Here is a 19,712-nt window from a genome sequence, read left to right as displayed (position 1 = left end):
AATAACTCCATCTTTCTCAAAATTTTTTAGTTATACACAAAAATAACACCCGTGGATAAAAATAATCACAGCATGTTAATAATTATCCACAAGTTAATCACAGACAGTGGATAACTTAAAGCACACTATGATTTATGCACAGCCAATTTGTATATAAATCTAATAAATAAATCCTTATAAAATCAATGATTAAACGACTTATCCACACAATTATACTTTTTCAGTAATATAGATGTCAAATGACTGTGAATATGTTCGTAAAAGCTGTGGAAACTTGTGAATATCAACGTAATTGTCCACAAATTAAATAAGATTCTTTGTTGATAAGTGGATAACTTCGCACAATATTCATAATCGTTTAAAAACGGGGAGTATAACAGTTTGGGAAATAATTTATAAAGCTGTATGAAAAATGAATATATAATATAACGATAGGTAAAATGGGGATGGTTGGTTTGATAGTAATATGGAAGAATCAATTTAAAATGAGCTTGCTTTATAAGTAGTAATTTGTTATATTGTAGTAGTTGCTTGAAATATGACTAGATAATAAGTATATTAAACCAAGAATTTCTTATAGCAGTCAGTTAATAAGAGGAATCTCTTATGTATAAGTTTGTTGCTATTATATTAATAGTTACACACTTTAACAATTATCTATCTATAAATTTAACAGGGCTTTGATCCTGGAGATGTTAGATAACTTAATAAAGATGGAGGTGTTTTTACATGGTAAAACGTACTTATCAACCAAATAAACGTAAACATAGTAAAGTTCATGGTTTCAGAAAACGCATGAGCACTAAAAATGGCCGTAAAGTCTTAGCGCGCCGTCGTCGTAAAGGCCGTAAAGTTTTATCTGCATAAGATCACTGACTCATCAGTGGTCTTTTTTTTCGTTTTGAATACAGTAATTTTATTCAAACATTAACGATCAAACGTATTGTTGAATGGGTTAATTGATAGATGATAGAGAAAAACTTTTGACTGAAATCAGCGTTTTCAATATAAATGCTGGTTTATTTTTAGTTAAATTTTAGATGGTTTATAATACTAAGGTAAGAGAATTTGATAAGCGAGTGATGTTTGGTGGAAAAAGCGTACCGTATAAAGAAGAATGCAGATTTTCAAAAAATATATAAAAGTGGAAAGTCTGTCGCAAATAGACAATTCGTAGTATATACCTATGATAATAAAGAACAAGAACATTTTCGCTTAGGAATTAGCGTTTCAAAAAAATTAGGTAACGCTGTTACTAGAAATAAAATTAAGAGAGCGATAAGAGAAAACTTTAAAGTTCATAAACAAGATATTATAACGAAAGATATTATTGTGATTGCAAGACAACCAGCTAAAAAAATGTCCACTTTAGAAATTCAAGGTAGTTTAGAACATGTACTTAAAATAGCTAAAGTATTTAATAAGAAAATTCAATAGGGTAGGGGAGCTAGTTTTAGACGTACGTAAGTCTAACTTCATACAACCCGAAGTCTAACCTATGTATTTCGAACAAGATAATAGCTTTTTGAAATGAAACAATTTACAATATAATATTGAAAATTTACTTGAATAAGGAGGCCAGCCTAAAAATGGACTTTGATACAATTACTAGTATTTCAACGCCAATGGGCGAAGGTGCGATTGGTATTGTGAGACTTTCTGGTCCACAAGCAGTTGAAATTGGAGATAAACTATATAAAGGTAAGAAACCATTAGCAGAAGTTGATTCACATACAATAAATTACGGTCATATTATTGACCCAGAAACAAATGAGACAGTTGAAGAGGTCATGATTTCCGTCTTAAGAGCACCTAAAACATTTACTAGAGAAGATATCATTGAAATCAATTGTCATGGCGGTATTTTAACTATCAATCGCATATTAGAATTAACAATGACGCATGGCGCTCGAATGGCTGAACCAGGTGAATATACAAAACGTGCATTCTTAAATGGAAGAATTGATTTATCTCAAGCAGAAGCAGTAATGGACTTTATTCGTTCTAAGACAGATCGTGCTTCAAAAGTAGCGATGAATCAAATAGAGGGGCGTTTAAGTGATTTAATTAAACGTCAACGTCAGTCAATATTGGAGATACTTGCTCAGGTTGAGGTAAATATCGATTATCCAGAGTATGACGATGTAGAAGATGCGACCACAGAGTTCTTATTACAACAATCTAAAAATATCAAACAAGAAATTAATCAACTATTAGAAACAGGTGCACAGGGTAAAATAATGAGAGAAGGTCTCTCCACTGTTATTGTAGGCCGACCAAACGTAGGTAAGTCTTCAATGCTAAATAACCTTATTCAAGATAATAAAGCGATTGTAACGGAAGTAGCCGGTACTACAAGAGATGTATTAGAAGAATATGTTAATGTCAGAGGTGTACCACTTCGTTTAGTAGATACAGCAGGTATTCGAGATACTGAAGACATAGTAGAGAAAATAGGTGTTGAACGTTCACGTAAAGCACTGAGTCAAGCTGACTTAATCTTATTTGTGTTGAATAATAATGAAGCACTCACGGAAGATGACCAAACGTTATATGATGTTGTTAAAAATGAAGATGTAATTGTAATTATCAATAAAACAGATTTAGAAACACATCTAGACATTAATGAAGTTAAAGAAATGATTGGTGACACACCACTAATCCAAACTTCTATGTTAAAACAAGAAGGTATCGATGAATTAGAAATACAAATCAGAGATTTATTCTTTGGTGGAGATGTTCAAAACCAAGACATGACTTATGTATCTAACTCGCGCCATATTTCATTACTTAAACAAGCGAGACAATCAATCCAAGATGCGATTGATGCAGCCGAATCAGGTATACCAATGGATATGGTACAAATCGATTTAACACGCACTTGGGAGATTTTAGGTGAAATTATTGGCGAATCTGCAAGTGATGAATTAATTGATCAGTTATTTAGTCAATTCTGTTTAGGTAAATAGCGAATATAAATAGGGAAGTTAATCCAGTAGGGGTATATTTCTCAGACAAATAGATGAATGTTTAATAAGGAGGTTCAACAATTGGTTCAAGAATATGATGTAATTGTAATTGGTGCAGGCCATGCTGGAATTGAAGCAGGTTTAGCATCAGCAAGACGTGGCGCTAAAACATTAATGTTAACAATCAATTTAGATAATATTGCCTTTATGCCATGTAATCCATCAGTAGGTGGCCCGGCTAAAGGGATTGTTGTGCGTGAAATTGATGCATTAGGTGGCCAAATGGCTAAGACAATAGATAAAACGCATATCCAAATGCGTATGTTAAATACAGGTAAAGGACCAGCTGTTAGAGCATTACGTGCACAAGCTGATAAAGTGCTATACCAACAAGAGATGAAGAATGTTATCGAGGATGAAGATAACTTAGATATTATGCAAGGTATGGTAGATGAATTAATTATTGAAGATGACGAAGTTAAAGGCGTACGTACAAATATCGGTACAGAGTATCGCTCTAAAGCAGTGGTTATTACGACTGGTACATTTTTACGTGGTGAAATCATCTTAGGTAACATGAAGTACTCCAGTGGTCCAAACCACCAATTACCATCTGTCACATTAGCAGATAATTTAAGAGGATTAGGTTTCGAGGTGGTACGTTTTAAAACAGGAACACCACCACGTGTTAACTCTAAAACAATCGATTACTCAAAAACTGAAATCCAACCTGGCGATGATGTAGGACGTGCTTTCAGTTATGAAACAACAGAATATATTTTAGACCAATTACCATGTTGGTTAACTTATACTAACGACAAAACACATCAAGTGATTGACGACAACTTACATTTATCTGCAATGTACTCTGGAATGATTAAAGGTACAGGGCCAAGATATTGTCCATCAATCGAAGACAAATTTGTACGTTTCAATGATAAACCACGTCATCAATTATTCTTAGAACCAGAAGGACGTAATACTAATGAAGTATACGTTCAAGGATTATCAACAAGTCTACCTGAACACGTTCAAAGACAAATGTTAGAGACGATACCTGGATTAGAAAAAGCGGACATGATGCGTGCAGGTTATGCCATTGAATATGATGCAATTGTTCCAACTCAATTATGGCCGACGCTAGAAACTAAAATGATTAAGAATTTATATACTGCTGGCCAAATTAACGGTACGTCAGGTTATGAAGAAGCGGCTGGCCAAGGTATTATGGCTGGTATTAATGCAGCAGGTAAAGTATTAGGTAAAGAAGAGAAAATCTTAAGTCGTTCCGATGCATATATTGGTGTACTAATCGATGATTTAGTGACAAAAGGTACAAATGAACCATATCGTTTATTAACATCACGTGCAGAATACCGTTTATTATTACGTCATGATAATGCTGACTTACGTCTTACAGATTTAGGACATGAGCTAGGTTTAATTTCAGATGAACGTTATGCGCAGTTTAATCATAAGCGTCAACAAATTAAAGATGAAATCCAAAGATTAACAGATATCCGTATCAAACCAAATGACCATACACAATCAGTGATCGAAGCAAATGGTGGTTCTAAACTTAAAGATGGTATATTAGCTATCGATTTATTACGTAGACCTGAAATGACATATGATACGATATTAGAAATCTTGGAAGAAGATCATCAATTACCTTCAGAAGTTGAAGAACAAGTTGAAATTCAAACAAAATATGAAGGTTATATCAATAAATCATTACAAAAAGTTGAAAAAGTAAAACGTATGGAACAAAAGAAAATTCCTGAAGACTTAGACTATAGTAAAGTTGATAGTTTAGCTTCAGAAGCTAGAGAAAAACTAGCAGAAGTTAAACCACTAAATATTGCGCAAGCTTCAAGAATTTCTGGTGTTAACCCAGCTGATATTTCAATTTTACTTGTATATTTAGAACAAGGAAAACTTCAAAGGGTGAATCAATAATGAGTATAGAATGGCTATCTGAGAAACTAAAAGAAAACAACATCGAATTATCGAACACTCAAAAAGAACAATTTCAAACATACTATCAGTTACTTGTTGAATGGAATGAAAAGATGAATTTGACAAGTATTACGGATGAACATGAAGTGTATTTAAAGCATTTTTATGATTCAATCACACCAAGTTTCTATTATGACTTTAAGGGTTCATTATCAATATGTGATGTGGGTGCAGGTGCAGGTTTCCCAAGTATTCCATTGAAAATCATCTTCCCTGAGTTGAAAGTGACAATAGTCGATTCATTAAATAAGCGTATCCAATTTTTAAATCATTTGGCGGACGCTTTAGGTCTCCAAGATGTGAGTTTTGTGCATGATCGTGCAGAAACCTTTGGTAAGGGAGACTACAGGGAGTCTTACGATATCGTTACTGCCCGCGCTGTTGCGCGTCTAACTGTACTAAGTGAATTGTGTCTACCTTTAGTTAAAAAAGGTGGCCAATTCATAGCTTTAAAATCATCTAAAGGTGAAGAAGAGTTAGACGAAGCTCAATTTGCAATTAATGTATTAGGTGGTAATGTTAAAGAAACCTTTAACTTTGAATTGCCAGAAGAAGCGGGAGAAAGACAAATGATTGTCATTGATAAACGACGACAAACATCTAAGAAATACCCAAGAAAACCAGGTACACCCAATAAATCTCCTTTACTTGAGAAGTAAGATATGATGATATAGAAATGAATGAGAGGGAGCGAATGGATTATGAAGAAACCTTTTTCAAAATTATTTGGTTTAAAAAACAAAGATGACATCATGGGTTCTATTGAAGAAGACCGAAATAATAATGTTGAGTCCATTCATATTGAACGTATCGTACCTAATCGTTATCAACCTAGACAAGTATTTGAACCAAGTAAAATACATGAGCTTGCAGAATCAATTAAAGAGCATGGATTATTACAACCTATTGTAGTAAGACCTATTGAAGAAGATATGTTTGAAATCATTGCAGGTGAACGCAGATTTAGAGCAATGCAATCTTTAAATATGTCTCAAGCAGATGTCATTATCAGAGATATGGATGATGAAGAAACTGCAGTGGTTGCATTAATTGAAAATATTCAACGTGAAAACTTATCTGTAGTAGAAGAAGCGGAAGCATATAAAAAGCTACTTGAACTTGGTGATGTGACACAGAGTGAGTTGGCGAAAAGTTTAGGTAAAAGCCAAAGTTTCATTGCTAACAAGCTACGTTTACTAAAATTAGCACCTAAAGTCATTACAAGATTAAGAGAAGGTAAGATTACTGAACGACATGCACGTGCTGTACTCGTATTATCCGAGGAGGATCAAGAAGCATTAATTGAACAGGTCATAGCTCAAAAGCTTAATGTGAAACAAACAGAAGATAAAGTACGTCAAAAGACAGGACCTGAAAAAATTAAAGCACAGTCATTCCAATTCTCACAAGATGTAACGCAAGCAAGAGATGAAGTAGGTAAAAGTATCGAAGCAATACAACAATCTGGCTTACACGTTGAACAAAAAGATAGAGATCACGATGATTATTATGAAATTAAAATCAGAATTTATAAGAAGTAAGTAGCACTCCTTTTGTCATTGAGATGAAAGGAGTTTTTATTATGATTTAATATTTATAGAGAGTTCAAACTAGCTAAGTAATAATTAGAAAATTAGGTCTATTGATTTTATTGTTTACAATTGATAAAGTGCGTTTTACACTAAAAGTAAACGAAACGTTTCGTTTAATAATTAGAAAAGAAGGATTATTGTGTTCGGAATATCTATATCAAGTGCGATACTTCATTTTGTAATCGGTGGATTTGCGGTTGCTTTAGCATCAATTATGGCAGAGAAAGTTGGCGGTAAACTAGGTGGTATTATAGCTACAATGCCCGCAGTCTACTTAGCAGCAGTGATAGCATTAACCATAGATCATGAGGGCGATGAACTCATTAAAATGTCTATGCATTTAAGTACAGGCGCGATAGTAGGCATTATATCGTGTATTTTAACTGTATTTTTTACCTCAATTTTTATTTATAAGAAAGACTATAAAAGTGGTACAGTATTTGCCATATTGTGTTGGCTTGTGATTTCTGTGGCGATTTTTGTAGTAAGACATATATAAAAGGAGGTACATTTTAATGAAATTAACAATTATTAAATTTTTAGTTGGTGGATTAGCAGTATTAATTAGTTATATCGTCTCAGTGGTACTTCCTTGGAAAGAATTCGGAGGAATATTTGCTACTTTCCCGGCAGTATTTTTAGTATCTATGTGCATTTCTGGAATGCAATATGGTAACAAAGTGGCAATGCATGTGAGTCGAGGAGCAGTCTTTGGTATGACTGGCGTTCTGTTTAGTATATTAGCAACATGGGCAATGCTCAACGTAACACATATGTGGTTGCTTAGCATTATTGTTGGATTTATAGTATGGTTTGTAAGTGCATTTATAATATTTGAAATCGTGGAGTACGTAGCACGTAAAAGAAGGGAAAAATATGGCTGGAAGACCGAAAGACCCAACAGTAAATAAAAAAATTTATGAAGAAATTAATCGTTTATTAGAAACAACACATTTTAAAAATATGACGATAGATCAAATTGCAGAGAATACAAGTGTTTCTAAGGCAACGATATATCGTCGTTGGAAAGACAAAGAGTCAATGATTGTAGATATGTTTGTAGATCAATCACGAATCATTGAACCAGAATATGATAATCTGTTTGATAATCTATATGATTTCCTAATTAAAGTTATGAAAATCTATAAGACCCCATTAGGAAGTGCTGTTATTGAAATATTGATAAGTAATCAACAGACAGAAGCACGAGAAAAATTTATGAGAGATTACTTTGAACATAATAGAACGATTTTAAAATCCATCATTAGTCAACATATCGAAGAAGACAATCAAGATTTATTCATTGATATCATATTCTCTCCTATCTACTTCAATATATTAATCAAACCGCAGTCTCTGACAGAAGCATATATTGAGAAAATGTTAAAAATGATATTAAAAGCATATGAAGTATAGTTAAAGTTCGATAGCGTTCCTGAAGAAGGAGCGTTTTTATTTTGAAATAATATATAAAGGTAGTCTAAGGTAAGTCTTTCAAATACTGTTATGACAAGGTGTAAAAACATTTTGACAGAACAATTAATGAAAATGTAAATCAAATTTGGTAGTTTTATTTTAAAGAAAACGTTTCTATATGAGTATCACTTTAAAGAAAAGTGAAATACTTTTTAACTAGAAAATTAAGGAGACAGAAGCATGAATATAAGCCATCAAATTAAATTATGCCGTGAAAATAAAGGATATTCTCAAGAATATTTAGCTGAGAAACTATATGTATCTAGACAAACTATTTCGAATTGGGAAAATGAACGTAGTTATCCTGATGTCCATAATTTAATAATGATGTGTGAGTTATTCAATGTGTCACTGGATGATCTAGTTCAAGGAGAAATTCATATGGAGCAAAGAGAGTTAGTAAAAAAGAAGTTTGATTTTTGGACGTATATAATGTTAATACTTCTGATAGGTTCACTTATATTATTAGGACCCTTAATTGTTTTTTTAAGTTGGTGGGGCTTTGCTATATTTTTATTATTGTATTTGGTCGGGATATTTGCAGGTGGAAATGTTGATAAAATTAAATATAAAAATGGCATGGATAATTATGATAGAATTGTTGCTTTTATGAATGGAAAAGATCCTAATGAAGTAAATGTTAGTAAACGAAGAGCAGTCATAACTGATATTATCATCTTTATTTTAGTAAGTGGTGGCTATGGAGTAATAGGAATGCTAAGTATTTATTTAGCTTTTAAATTTTTATAAGTGAAATAGAAAATATTTTTACATTTTAAAAACCCTTTGATAGCATATATTTTAATAATAAATATAATATAAAGGATGGTTGCATGCGTTATAAAAAGCTAACAGCGATATTACTTACGTCATTTTTGATATTAGGAGCATGTTCCGGACACGATGATCATGAAAAGATAAATAAAAATGACGATGAAAAGTTACCACCTATACCTAAGAAAGTGTTTGTAGATCAACAATCGAATAAGCAATTATCTGAAAAGGAATTAAAGAATAGTATTAAGACATACTTAAATACGAATAAGGATTTAGCAGACAATATTACTGATTTAGGCTCAGAAACTAAACTCAATAAAAAAGATAAAAAGAAACTAAATAAATTACAACATATGTCTAAAGAAAATGACCAAAACTTTGAAGATTATATTAGAAAAAATGAGTTACCAAAAGGATATAAAAAGGGCACTGAATTAACAGGAAAATATATCAAGGAAACCAATGAATATTTAAATCAATTAACTTCAAAATTACAAGAGTTAGATAAAAAAGATACAAAAGAAATCGATAAATTAAATTCAAAATATAAAGATAAAGTGAATGGTAAACAACAGAAGAAAGTAGAAAAGTTCTTAAAAGATAAAGATATTGAAACAAAAGCATTTGAAAAGTAATTCAATATAATCAATAAAATTCCCAGTTCCGAAGCGGTTCTGGGAATTTTTAATATTGATTACATGCCAGATAAACCTTGCATAGAATCCTGCATACCTGCACCAATTAAGCCAGAGCCAATAATTAATACTAAGGCAACTACTGCAAGAATAATAGATGCTTTCTTTGAGAGATGGCTAGTAGCGTAATAAAGTACACCGGTTAAGAATGCTTTTAATAAGTTAGTTAAATTGAAATTTGCTAAATAGGCATTACCTTTATTAAATATATTTAAACTGTCTAATTTATAATCAAAGAAATCAATGCCAAATAATAAATGGATAGCGGATACAATTAAAGTCCAAATATTAATAATGATTGAATAGGATAAAGTAGCAGAAATAAGGCTACTTGTTTTAACATCAGATTTAAATATTTTTGAAATGACTAAGAAAATTAAGAATGCAATCACTGAACTAAATAAAATTCCAAATATACCAGATATTATTGTAATAGTCATTACGGTTGTTTTATTCGAGTTATTGATGCCATTCTCCTTCATAGTATCAGGTGTCAATTGGAGTTTACTTAACATGAAACTCATAATAATTGCTAAAACAATAAATATGATTAACTTTACAAGCCATTTTGGATTTTGTCGTATCTTTCTAAAATGGTCTACAAAAGGTAAGTTAGATTGTGATGCTTCAGGTTGTGTTGTATTCGTTTGTTCCATATATGTATCTCCCCTTATTGTTATTTTAATAACAGAATAACATTGTTAAATAATTTTTAAAATATCAATTTTTATTTTAAATAAGTATAAAAAATAGAGTAAGTAAAAGAAATACAAAAACTTTTTCATTATTATCAAACTTAAAATAAGCTTAAATCTCCTTAAATTAAATATATATAATAATTAAAGTATGTTATCATGCAAAATATAATACATTTTAAGGAGCATAGGACATGAAGAAAAACATATTATGGAGTATTATCGGCGTGGCAATCATTCTACTTCTAGTTATTGCAGCGTTCATCGTGAAACAGACAACAGGCTCTGGTAATAAAGATAGTAAAGGTTACGATACATATACAGTTAAGAAAGAAACACCGATTAGTCTAGAGGGGAAGGCATCTCCGAAATCGGTCAAAACATATAATAACAATAGTCAAATTGGCACATTCCAGAGTCCAGCCGTTGATGACGGTCAAAAGGTCAAACAAGGGGATCGTCTCCTAAGTTATGATACGAACAATAGTAAGCGTCAACAACTCGCAAACAAAGTGGATCAAGCGCAAAACCAAGTGAATGATGATTATCAAAAAATCAACCAAAGTCCTAACAATAATGAGCTTCAATCTAAACTGACACAAGATCAAAGTTCACTTAACGAAGCCCAACAACAACTGGCACAACATGACAAACAAATGAATGATAGTATTTATGCAGCATTTGATGGTAAGGTCAATATTAAAAATGGCGAAGATGCTGGCGACGGTCAACCTGTCTTACAGCTTATTTCAGACAATCCACAAATCAAATCAACCGTCACGGAGTTTGATGTTGAGAAAATCAAAGAAGGTGACAAAGTCGATGTCACAGTTAATAGTAATGGCAAAAAAGGTAAAGGTAAGATTCTTAAAATAGATGAATTACCAACCAGTTATGATGATAGCGCTAGTGGTGAAGCAAGTGGTGCACAAGCAAGTGCAGGTAGCCAAGGTGACGAAGGTCAAGATGGTGGTAGTGCCGCACAAGCTTCAAATCCAACGGTAAATAATCCGTCTGGTGGCAAAGAAGGCGATACATCTAAATACAATGTCATTATTGGTGATTTAGATATTCCAGTACGTTCAGGGTTCTCAATGGACGCGAAAATTCCATTAAAATCTTTAAAACTACCTAACGATGTTTTAACAAAAGATAACGATGTCTTTGTATTAGATAAAAATAATAAAGTTCACAAACGTGATATTAAAATCGACCGCAACAATGGCCAAATTATTGTGAAAAAAGGACTTAAAGCTGGTGATAAAGTCATCAAAAATCCTAAAGGTAATTTAAATGATGGAGAAAAAGTTGAGGTGTCATCATGATTGAATTGAAAAAAATCAATCGACATTTCAAAAATGGAGACGAAACGAATCATATTTTAAAAGATATTGATATTCATATTGATGAAGGTGAATTTATCGCCATTATGGGGCCATCAGGGTCAGGTAAAAGTACATTAATTAATATTCTAGGCTTTATTGACCGTGGTTATGAAGGCGATTACCTTTTTAACGGTGACAATTATAAAAAAGCATCAGATAATCGTCTCGCAACGATACGAAATCATACGGTAGGATTTGTGTTTCAAAACTTTAAATTAATTCAAAATAATACCATTCTTGAAAATGTCAGTATTCCACTTATTTATAATGGAATGAGTAGTAAAGACCGTAAAGCCAAAGTGTTAAAAGGATTGGAAGATGTTGGTCTACATCAGAAGGAAGACTTACTTCCTAATAAATTATCAGGTGGACAACAACAACGTGTCGCGATTGCGAGAGCGATTATTAATGAACCTAAATTTATCATTGCCGATGAGCCAACAGGGGCATTAGATTCTAAGACATCAAAAGATATTATGGATTTGTTTGTGTCGTTAAATAAAGAAAAAGGAACAACTATGATCATGGTAACGCACGATCGTGAGGTAGCGAATAAAGCTGATCGTATTATTCATATTTTAGATGGTCGTGTGAAAGAGGAAGAGGTGCTGACGCATGAATAATTTTTCTAATATTTTATCCGTCGCCTTTCGCTCTATTTTAAAAAATAAGCGTCGTAATATCTTTACGATGATTGGTATTATTATCGGTATAGCGGCCGTGATCACGATTATGGCCTTAGGTAATGGTTTTAAAAAAACAACAACAGAACAGTTTGACGATGCCGGTGCAGGTAAAAATCAGGCATCGATATCGTATATGACACAAGACATGAGCGCACCGAAAGACAATCCATTTAAACAAGAAGATATTAGCGTTGTAGAACAAGTTAAGGGTGTCAAAAGTGCAAAAATTAAAGAAAGCGAAGATAGTACATACTCTGCCAAAGTAACGAATACACATGGTAGTGGTGAAATCAGTTTAAAAAAGGCTTCTCATGTGTCAGGGGTCGATGAAGGCCATGGTTTTACGAAAGATGATAATGATACACAGGAGAAAGTCGTTGTGATTGATAGTAAAGTGGCGAAAAAGGTATTCCACAATGCGAAAGCAGCTGTTGGCAAATCCATTTATATTAATGGTGAAGGATTTAAAGTGGTTGGTGTTGGTGATGCAAGTGGTCAAGACGCGAGTGGTATGCCACTTGAATCCGTGGTCCAAATGCCAACTAAAACAGCGAATCACTATATGAGCAACTTATCTCAAGGTACGCCACAACTATTAGTAACTGTTAATGATGGTGAAAATAAGAAAGATGTGGGTAAAAAAGTTGAAAAAGAGCTGAACAAAAAAGGGACAGGCGTATCTGATGGCCAATATAGTTTTGCGGATAATGAAGATATGATGAAAGGTATTGGCAAAGTATTAGATATGATCACCTACTTCGTCGCAGCTGTGGCGGGTATCTCATTATTTATTGCCGGAATCGGTGTTATGAATGTGATGTATATTTCTGTAACCGAACGGACAGAGGAAATTGCGATACGACGTGCCTTTGGTGCCAAAGGTCGAGATATCGAAATCCAATTCTTAGTAGAAAGTGTTGTGTTGTGTCTACTCGGTGGTATTATCGGACTGATACTCGGTATTATTATTGCCACACTTGTCGACTTAGCAACACCAGATATGGTTAAGAGTTCCGTCAGTCTCGGGTCAGTCATCTTAGCAGTGGGCGTATCCACATTAATTGGTATAGTCTTCGGTTGGATCCCAGCTAGAGCAGCTTCTAAAAAAGAATTGATTGATATTATTAAATAGTAAACATCATAAAGCACTCGTACCTATTGAAGTACGAGTGCTTTTTATCATTATTAAGATATTAATCCAATTTTATTAATCAGAAGTTGTCTGTAGTTCATATAATATAGGTACTATAATATAAAAGTCGTCTAACTCTCAGGCGTCAAATCAGACGTAGAGAGGAAGTGCATATCATATGATCGAAGCTCTTGTTCACATCATAATCACAGTTATTAGTAGTTGTATTGTTGCACTATATACGTAGTGGCTACATACACGTAATAATAAGACAAAATAGGCGATAATAGCCAGTACAAAAAATCCCCTCACTACACGCAATAGTGAGGGGATTGGTGCATACAATACACGAAGCTCTTATTACATTCATTATAACACTCGTTAATAGAGGAATACAAAACTAAGATTTAACCAAAAGAGGGTATATTATAGAACTTCGAACAATAATCTTTTTTTTAAAATAACTATAGTCCTATTTAAATATGAAGGTTTTGTATTTAGAAGAAACATATAGTGAAAAATTACAAATATTAGTTTTTTAATTTGAAAGACTATAAATAAATGAACTTTTAGAGTAAACTCTAATTGTAAAGTAATTTAGAACATTGTATTAAAAGGTTAGTTGATTTAGAAGTAACTAAACTAAGGAGTGTTAGCTATGAAAGCAGCAGTTTGGTATGGTCAAAAAGACGTAAGAGTTGAAGAACGTGAACCTAAAGAATTACAGGACAATGAAGTTAAGGTTAAAGTATCTTGGGCTGGCATTTGTGGTACAGATTTACATGAATACTTAGAAGGTCCTATATTTATTTCAACAGAAAAGCCAGATCTATTCTTAGGCCAAAAAGCTCCAGTTACATTGGGTCATGAATTTGCAGGTGTGGTAGAAGAAACTGGTTCCAAAGTTACAAAATTTAATAAAGGCAATCGAGTTGTAGTTAACCCTACAGTTTCAAAACGTGAAAAAGAAGAAAATATTGACCTTTATGATGGTTATTCATTTATAGGCTTAGGTTCTGATGGTGGATTTGCAGAGTTTACAAATGCGCCGGAAGAAAATGTTTATAAACTACCAGATAATGTTTCTGATAAAGAAGGTGCGCTTGTCGAACCAACAGCCGTTGCAGTTCAAGCAATTAAAGAAGGTGAAGTTCTATTTGGTGATACTGTAGCTATTTTTGGTGCAGGACCAATTGGATTATTAACAGTCGTAGCAGCCAAAGCAGCTGGTGCAAGTAAAATATTTGTTTTCGATTTATCAGAAGAAAGACTAAGTAAAGCTAAAGCACTAGGCGCAACTCATGCTATAAACTCTGGTAAGACAGATCCAGTTGATGTTATTAATAAGTATACAGAAAATGGTGTAGATGTATCTTTTGAAGTGGCTGGTGTAGCACCAACACTTAAATCTTCTATAGATGTTACAAAAGCAAGAGGTACAGTTGTTATCGTTTCTATTTTTGGTCATCCTATCGAGTGGAATCCAATGCAATTAACTAATACAGGAGTAAAACTTACTTCTACAATTGCATACACACCTACTACATTCCAACAAACAATTGACTTAATCAACGAAGGTAATTTAAACGTTAAAGATGTAGTTACTGATGAAATTGAGTTAGAAAATATCGTAGAATCAGGATTTGAACAACTTGTAAATGATAAATCTCAAGCAAAAATTTTAGTTAAATTATAATATAGACTATAAAACTAGTAGAAGGAGAATCTTCAAATTAGAGATTCTCCTTCTACTAGTTTTTTTATAATTATTAGTTTTACCTATATCATTTTCATTATTAAATATTATGTTTGTTAATTGAATAAATATTAATTTAGAGGTGAAAATCAATGGTTGTAGGTTATGCTAGGGCTCTTCCATATCATTTTTGAAACATCTTTAAAATTAATATGTATTGTATAAATAACTAACTTAATTACTTTCGGTTCATGATTATTTACTGTTATGAATATAATGTCATTATTTTGTTTATAATAATAAGATTTAAAGCGACTTTACAATAAACAAGATTATACAAATAATAAAATTTGTAATAATTTGTAATATTCTGTAATATATTGTAATATTACTTTAGAAAGACATTTAACTATTAAAGGAGTGTTAATAATGAATACTTTATCAAAGAGTTTGTTAACAGGTACTTTAGCAGTTGGGGTGGCTTTGGGTGTTGGCGTTGAGGATCTTTCACATCAATGAAGCTCATGCGGCTACGCAACCATATTATAACTATCATGGTTATACATCATCACAAAGTGATTTTATTTTAGATAAAAATTTTATTAATGCCATTAAAAATGACAATTTCACAATTAATGGATATAAAATTACTGAAAACAGTAAAGGTAATGATAATGATACAATTGAAAAATTTGATCAACAATTTTATTTACCTAGCAAAGGGAAAGCGGATGGTGTGTGGTTCCAATTAAAACCGGGTGTAGTTTCTAAAGCTGAATTAGTGAAAACTTATGGTAAGCCCTTAAATAAGCCATCTGGAACAGCCCATGGAAATGAATATTTATATCAATTTAATGAAAAACAATTACGCTTTTTAGAGAATAATGGTTATATTACTGAAGTCGGTATCCATAACGGAAAAAGTTAAGTGATAAAATAAAAATTTTATATGGAATTCATTTTTTACAATTTTACTAGCCTATTTATAGCAAAGTTGAGAAAAATTGAGTAATCGCAAACGGTTGGTGAGACAGGTCATCAGCCGTTTATTTTATATAAAGTGAATAAGGGGATTAAATTATGTATTTTACGCGACTAACAGAGACAGAATATGACAATTTTATTCAAAATAATAAGGTCCATTTTACTCAATGTATTGATCAATTTAAATATAGAAAAACAAATGGCGAAGAAGCACACTTAGTTGGTGTCAAAAATAATGAAAATGAGGTCATAGCAGCTTGTTTATTAACGGAATCTAGAGCGTTAAAATTTTTTAAGTATTTTTATTCTCAAAAAGGCCCGATATTAGATTTTAATAATCTTGAATTAGTAAAATGCTTCTTTAAAGGCTTAACAACATATCTACAAAAAAAACGAGCACTATTTGCTTCTATAGATCCGTATATTTTAGAAAATGTTCGGAATACTGCAGGAGATATTGTGACACCGATTAATAATAAAGAATTAATTCATACATTACATCAATTAGGTTATCAGCACCAAGGTTTAACGATTGGCTATTCTCAAAAGAGTCAAATTAGATGGCTATCTGTACTAGATATGGAAGGACAAAAAGAAGAAGATGTCTTAAAAAATATGGAATATAAAACCAGGCGTCATGTTCAACATGCGATTGAAATGGGTGTTAAGACAATAACGTTAGACATATCAGAAATTGATCGCTTTTATCAATTATTTAAAATGGCTGAAGAACGACATCATTTTAAATATAGGGCAAATCCATATCAATTTTTTAAAGAAGTACTGTTAATGTATCCGAATGAGGCAATGATTAAGCTTTCATATATTAATTTAGATGATTATAAAAATCAATTAATTAAAAAATCATCTGAAATAGCTAAAGATATAGAAAACACAAGAGATAAGTTAAGTGGGCATCCTAATTCTAAAAAGAGTAAGAACAAGTTAAAACAGTTAGAACAGCAATGGAATAGTAACGAAAAGAAAATTACAGAAACACAAGACATCATTCAAACAGATGGACATGTAATTGATTTAGCAGCAGCCTTATATATAGCTACAAAAGATGAAGTTTATTATTTATCCAGTGGTTCAAATCCACATTACTATCAATATAAAGGTGCGTATGCTTTGCAATGGCATATGATTAAGTTTGCTATAAAACATGAGATTCCTAAATATAATTTTTATGGTATTACTGGAGATTTTAGCAAGACAGCAGATGATTTAGGCGTACAACAGTTTAAAAAAGGATTCGGAACCCACATTGAAGAATTAATTGGAGATTTCATTAAGCCTATCCACCCATTATTGTATAAAGTTTTTCGATTGTTAAATGAATAATATGATGAAAAAAGGTGGTATTTAATATGACTAATCATGATGAAATGAATGAACAACATAAGGAAAATCAGAATGAAGATTTATCAAAAAATCAAAGCGATGTTTTACCGAAAGGAAATATAGCATTAAATATCCTCATTTTTATAGGTTGGATGATTCTAGGGCAATTACCTATTATTATCATACTTACGATTACAAATTTATCGGTTAAAATGGACACTTTGAAAGCTACAATGTCCACCGTTTTATATCTCATTGTTGTATCAGTAGTGGTTTGGTTAATTAGACGGTACTATAGACGGCATACTTATGAACATACGGGCAAATTTACGACGAAAGATATTGGTATTAATATAGGGTGGGCAGTCTTACTTCGTATTATTGTCTATGCATTTTTGTTCCTTTTATACAAAGTCACAGGGTCTGCTCAAACAAGTAACGATAAGCTATTGTTTGGTGATATGAATCAACAAGCAACAAATGCAAGCCAACTTGCACAAGTATTTCCTTTTATCATTTTTGTAATTACCATCAGTTTTATTGCACCATATCTTGAAGAACTAATATATCGAGGTATATTCAAAGAGACTTTATTTAAAAAGACTTCATTTTGGTTACCGTTCATTATTTTTTCAATCGTTTTTGGTTCACAACACGGTATTAATAATATCATTTCATTTATTATGTATACATCAATGGGTATGGTGTTTTATCTTGCCTACTCACGTAGAGGTAATATCAAAGATAGTATGATGGTTCATATGATTCATAATAGTATTATTGGAATAGCCATTTTAGTGGGGTATTTATCTATAATGTTCAAATGATATTAAAAAAAGAGTAATGAATTAAAAAAGAATGGATCCTTATCAAACGTCATCTAAGGAGAAATCAGTATTAAGTTATAAACCAACAAATCAAGGACCCGGCGTGATATTTAGTATAAAAAATAATAAAGTGACAAATATAAATATTACACATAGTGGTATTGGATTTTAAATCATAAATGTTATAAAAAAATAGAAATTTGAATGATATAGGCCATCAAATGGTATTAGTTAAAGCCATTTGATGGCTTTTAACTTTTTAAGATTTGTTTAATTGAGGTCATTATAATAGTAAATGCAAATTAATATCGGTTAGTATGAAATATGCATTGATAAATAGATTTGAGGAGAGATAGAGATGAAAGTTCAGATTTTATTATTTGATGAGGTAGATATTTTAGATGTAATGGCACCATATGAGGTATTATTAGCTGCCACTGAATATACGGATGAAACGATAGATGTGAGATTTGTGAGTATCGATGAAAGACGAACATTTAAAAACGGTATTAGTAATTATGAATTACAAGCTGAAACAACACTTGATACTCAAACAACTGGATTAGTCTTAATACCAGGGGCTTCTGGTTCAATAAATATGGAAAGTGAGACCTCTATACCATTTAAATTGAATAAAATAGCAAATCAAGGTGTGACAGATAAAATTAAAGAGGTCCATCGTAACCCGAATATGACAATTGCTAGTGTATGTGGTGGTGGCGTATTATTAGCCATGGCAGATATTATTAAGGACAGACATGTTACAGCACACTTTATGGGACTAGATTTGCTTGAAGGGGCTGGTGCACATGTAGTTAATGCACGTGTAGTAGATGATGGCGACATTGTTTCAGGTGCAGGTGTAACGTCAGGATTAGATTTAGCATTTTATTTAGTTGAAAGAGAATTAGGACCACAAATCGCTTACGAAATTGAACGTTTGTTTCAATATGAAAAACGTGGCACGGTGTGGAAAAATGTCGGGCAGGCACCTAAGTTATCTGTAGATCAATCTACGGCAACAGAAGAAGATGTTAGTGGTCAAGCTCAACAAATTGATGGAGAAGAAGCGGATTATCATCATTTACTTGGCTATTGGAATGTAACTATTAAGACGCCAATCGCAGAATTAAATATTGAATATCATTTCTATGAAAAAGACCAACAAATATATGGAATTGCTATTGATCAAAGTGATAAAGATAATATTTCTGAACTTAACAATATTCAAATCAATCAAAATAATGTCACTTGGCAACAAAGTGTAAAAAAACCAATGAAACTCAACTTAAAATTTAATGTTTCTCTAGATAGTACCAAAATGAAAGGTAACGCTAAAATGGGATTTGTCTCTTCGAAATTAGAAGGACAAAAAATTAATAAAAAATATGATCGAAGCAGATGATGAATAAATGGTGGATTATTTGCTTTTTCA

The 19,712-nt window shown here is 32.1% G+C and carries 21 protein-coding genes; 20 read left to right on the top strand and 1 reads right to left on the bottom strand.

Annotation, left to right across the window (positions count from 1 at the left end; translation table 11 throughout):
* The first annotated feature begins 729 nt into the window (after positions 1 to 729).
* From rpmH to P7F85_RS12150, 11 genes are all read left to right on the top strand, one after another.
* Entirely contained in the window at positions 730 to 867 is a 138-nt protein-coding gene (gene rpmH, locus P7F85_RS12200) for a 50S ribosomal protein L34 (protein WP_000240855.1), read from the top strand.
* A gap of 222 nt (positions 868 to 1,089) precedes the next feature.
* The gene (gene rnpA / locus P7F85_RS12195; protein WP_002466372.1) at positions 1,090 to 1,437 is read left to right on the top strand and encodes a ribonuclease P protein component; all 348 of its coding nucleotides are present in this window, start codon (positions 1,090 to 1,092) and stop codon (positions 1,435 to 1,437) included.
* A gap of 152 nt (positions 1,438 to 1,589) precedes the next feature.
* Positions 1,590 to 2,969, top strand: a complete 1,380-nt coding sequence (gene mnmE, locus P7F85_RS12190) for a tRNA uridine-5-carboxymethylaminomethyl(34) synthesis GTPase MnmE (protein ID WP_002466383.1) — start codon at positions 1,590 to 1,592, stop codon at positions 2,967 to 2,969.
* An 81-nt stretch (positions 2,970 to 3,050) separates the two neighbouring features.
* Positions 3,051 to 4,928 (top strand): tRNA uridine-5-carboxymethylaminomethyl(34) synthesis enzyme MnmG, encoded by a 1,878-nt coding sequence (gene mnmG / locus P7F85_RS12185; protein WP_002466384.1) that lies wholly within the window; start codon positions 3,051 to 3,053, stop codon positions 4,926 to 4,928.
* A complete protein-coding gene (gene rsmG / locus P7F85_RS12180) occupies positions 4,928 to 5,647 on the top strand; it encodes a 16S rRNA (guanine(527)-N(7))-methyltransferase RsmG (RefSeq protein ID WP_002466393.1) in 720 nt (239 codons plus the stop codon). Before mnmG ends, rsmG begins: the two co-directional genes overlap by 1 nt.
* A gap of 42 nt (positions 5,648 to 5,689) precedes the next feature.
* On the top strand, positions 5,690 to 6,529 hold the full coding sequence (noc, locus tag P7F85_RS12175) for a nucleoid occlusion protein (protein ID WP_002451543.1): 840 nt from the start codon (positions 5,690 to 5,692) through the stop codon (positions 6,527 to 6,529).
* 190 nt (positions 6,530 to 6,719) lie between these two features.
* Positions 6,720 to 7,079 carry a DUF3147 family protein gene (locus P7F85_RS12170; protein ID WP_002451542.1) on the top strand — a complete coding sequence of 120 codons (360 nt, stop codon included), beginning with the start codon at positions 6,720 to 6,722 and terminating at the stop codon, positions 7,077 to 7,079.
* 16 nt (positions 7,080 to 7,095) lie between these two features.
* Entirely contained in the window at positions 7,096 to 7,491 is a 396-nt protein-coding gene (locus tag P7F85_RS12165; RefSeq protein WP_002466371.1) for a DUF3147 family protein, read from the top strand.
* Positions 7,457 to 7,996 carry a TetR/AcrR family transcriptional regulator gene (locus tag P7F85_RS12160; protein WP_002466380.1) on the top strand — a complete coding sequence of 180 codons (540 nt, stop codon included), beginning with the start codon at positions 7,457 to 7,459 and terminating at the stop codon, positions 7,994 to 7,996. Before P7F85_RS12165 ends, P7F85_RS12160 begins: the two co-directional genes overlap by 35 nt.
* Positions 7,997 to 8,236: 240 nt before the next feature.
* Entirely contained in the window at positions 8,237 to 8,806 is a 570-nt protein-coding gene (locus P7F85_RS12155; RefSeq protein WP_002466381.1) for a helix-turn-helix transcriptional regulator, read from the top strand.
* Between the two features lie 83 nt (positions 8,807 to 8,889).
* Positions 8,890 to 9,468, top strand: a complete 579-nt coding sequence (locus P7F85_RS12150) for an NDxxF motif lipoprotein (protein WP_046464468.1) — start codon at positions 8,890 to 8,892, stop codon at positions 9,466 to 9,468.
* A gap of 59 nt (positions 9,469 to 9,527) precedes the next feature.
* On the opposite strand, the gene P7F85_RS12145 is transcribed toward P7F85_RS12150, so the two are convergent.
* A complete protein-coding gene (locus P7F85_RS12145; RefSeq protein WP_002466386.1) occupies positions 9,528 to 10,184 on the bottom strand; it encodes a YIP1 family protein in 657 nt (218 codons plus the stop codon).
* A gap of 233 nt (positions 10,185 to 10,417) precedes the next feature.
* Here P7F85_RS12145 and P7F85_RS12140 point away from each other — a divergent pair, with 233 nt between their 5' ends.
* From P7F85_RS12140 to P7F85_RS12100, 9 genes are all read left to right on the top strand, one after another.
* A complete protein-coding gene (locus tag P7F85_RS12140) occupies positions 10,418 to 11,548 on the top strand; it encodes an efflux RND transporter periplasmic adaptor subunit (RefSeq protein ID WP_015365424.1) in 1,131 nt (376 codons plus the stop codon).
* Positions 11,545 to 12,231 carry an ABC transporter ATP-binding protein gene (locus P7F85_RS12135; protein ID WP_002466413.1) on the top strand — a complete coding sequence of 229 codons (687 nt, stop codon included), beginning with the start codon at positions 11,545 to 11,547 and terminating at the stop codon, positions 12,229 to 12,231. Before P7F85_RS12140 ends, P7F85_RS12135 begins: the two co-directional genes overlap by 4 nt.
* Complete coding sequence (locus P7F85_RS12130; protein ID WP_002466377.1) at positions 12,224 to 13,426, top strand: ABC transporter permease; 1,203 nt, start codon at positions 12,224 to 12,226, stop codon at positions 13,424 to 13,426. The genes P7F85_RS12135 and P7F85_RS12130 overlap by 8 nt, the downstream gene beginning before the upstream one ends.
* Before the next feature lie 178 nt (positions 13,427 to 13,604).
* On the top strand, positions 13,605 to 13,673 hold the full coding sequence (locus P7F85_RS12125) for a type I toxin-antitoxin system Fst family toxin (RefSeq protein WP_424556447.1): 69 nt from the start codon (positions 13,605 to 13,607) through the stop codon (positions 13,671 to 13,673).
* Between the two features lie 411 nt (positions 13,674 to 14,084).
* A complete protein-coding gene (locus P7F85_RS12120; protein ID WP_046464469.1) occupies positions 14,085 to 15,122 on the top strand; it encodes a 2,3-butanediol dehydrogenase in 1,038 nt (345 codons plus the stop codon).
* Between the two features lie 490 nt (positions 15,123 to 15,612).
* The gene (gene isaB / locus P7F85_RS12115; protein ID WP_002465914.1) at positions 15,613 to 16,050 is read left to right on the top strand and encodes an immunodominant staphylococcal antigen IsaB family protein; all 438 of its coding nucleotides are present in this window, start codon (positions 15,613 to 15,615) and stop codon (positions 16,048 to 16,050) included.
* Between the two features lie 152 nt (positions 16,051 to 16,202).
* Positions 16,203 to 17,450: an aminoacyltransferase gene (locus P7F85_RS12110; RefSeq protein WP_002465919.1), complete on the top strand. Its 1,248-nt coding sequence runs from the start codon at positions 16,203 to 16,205 to the stop codon at positions 17,448 to 17,450.
* A gap of 26 nt (positions 17,451 to 17,476) precedes the next feature.
* Positions 17,477 to 18,277, top strand: coding sequence for a CPBP family intramembrane glutamic endopeptidase (locus tag P7F85_RS12105; RefSeq protein ID WP_046464470.1), 801 nt, complete (start codon positions 17,477 to 17,479; stop codon positions 18,275 to 18,277).
* A 358-nt stretch (positions 18,278 to 18,635) separates the two neighbouring features.
* The gene (locus P7F85_RS12100; protein WP_002465916.1) at positions 18,636 to 19,682 is read left to right on the top strand and encodes a DJ-1/PfpI family protein; all 1,047 of its coding nucleotides are present in this window, start codon (positions 18,636 to 18,638) and stop codon (positions 19,680 to 19,682) included.
* Positions 19,683 to 19,712 lie beyond the last annotated feature (30 nt).

This window comes from Staphylococcus sp. aM, from assembly GCF_052975125.1.
Note: the sequence above shows the minus strand (reverse complement) of the source record. Positions and strands in the feature narration are given on the sequence as shown.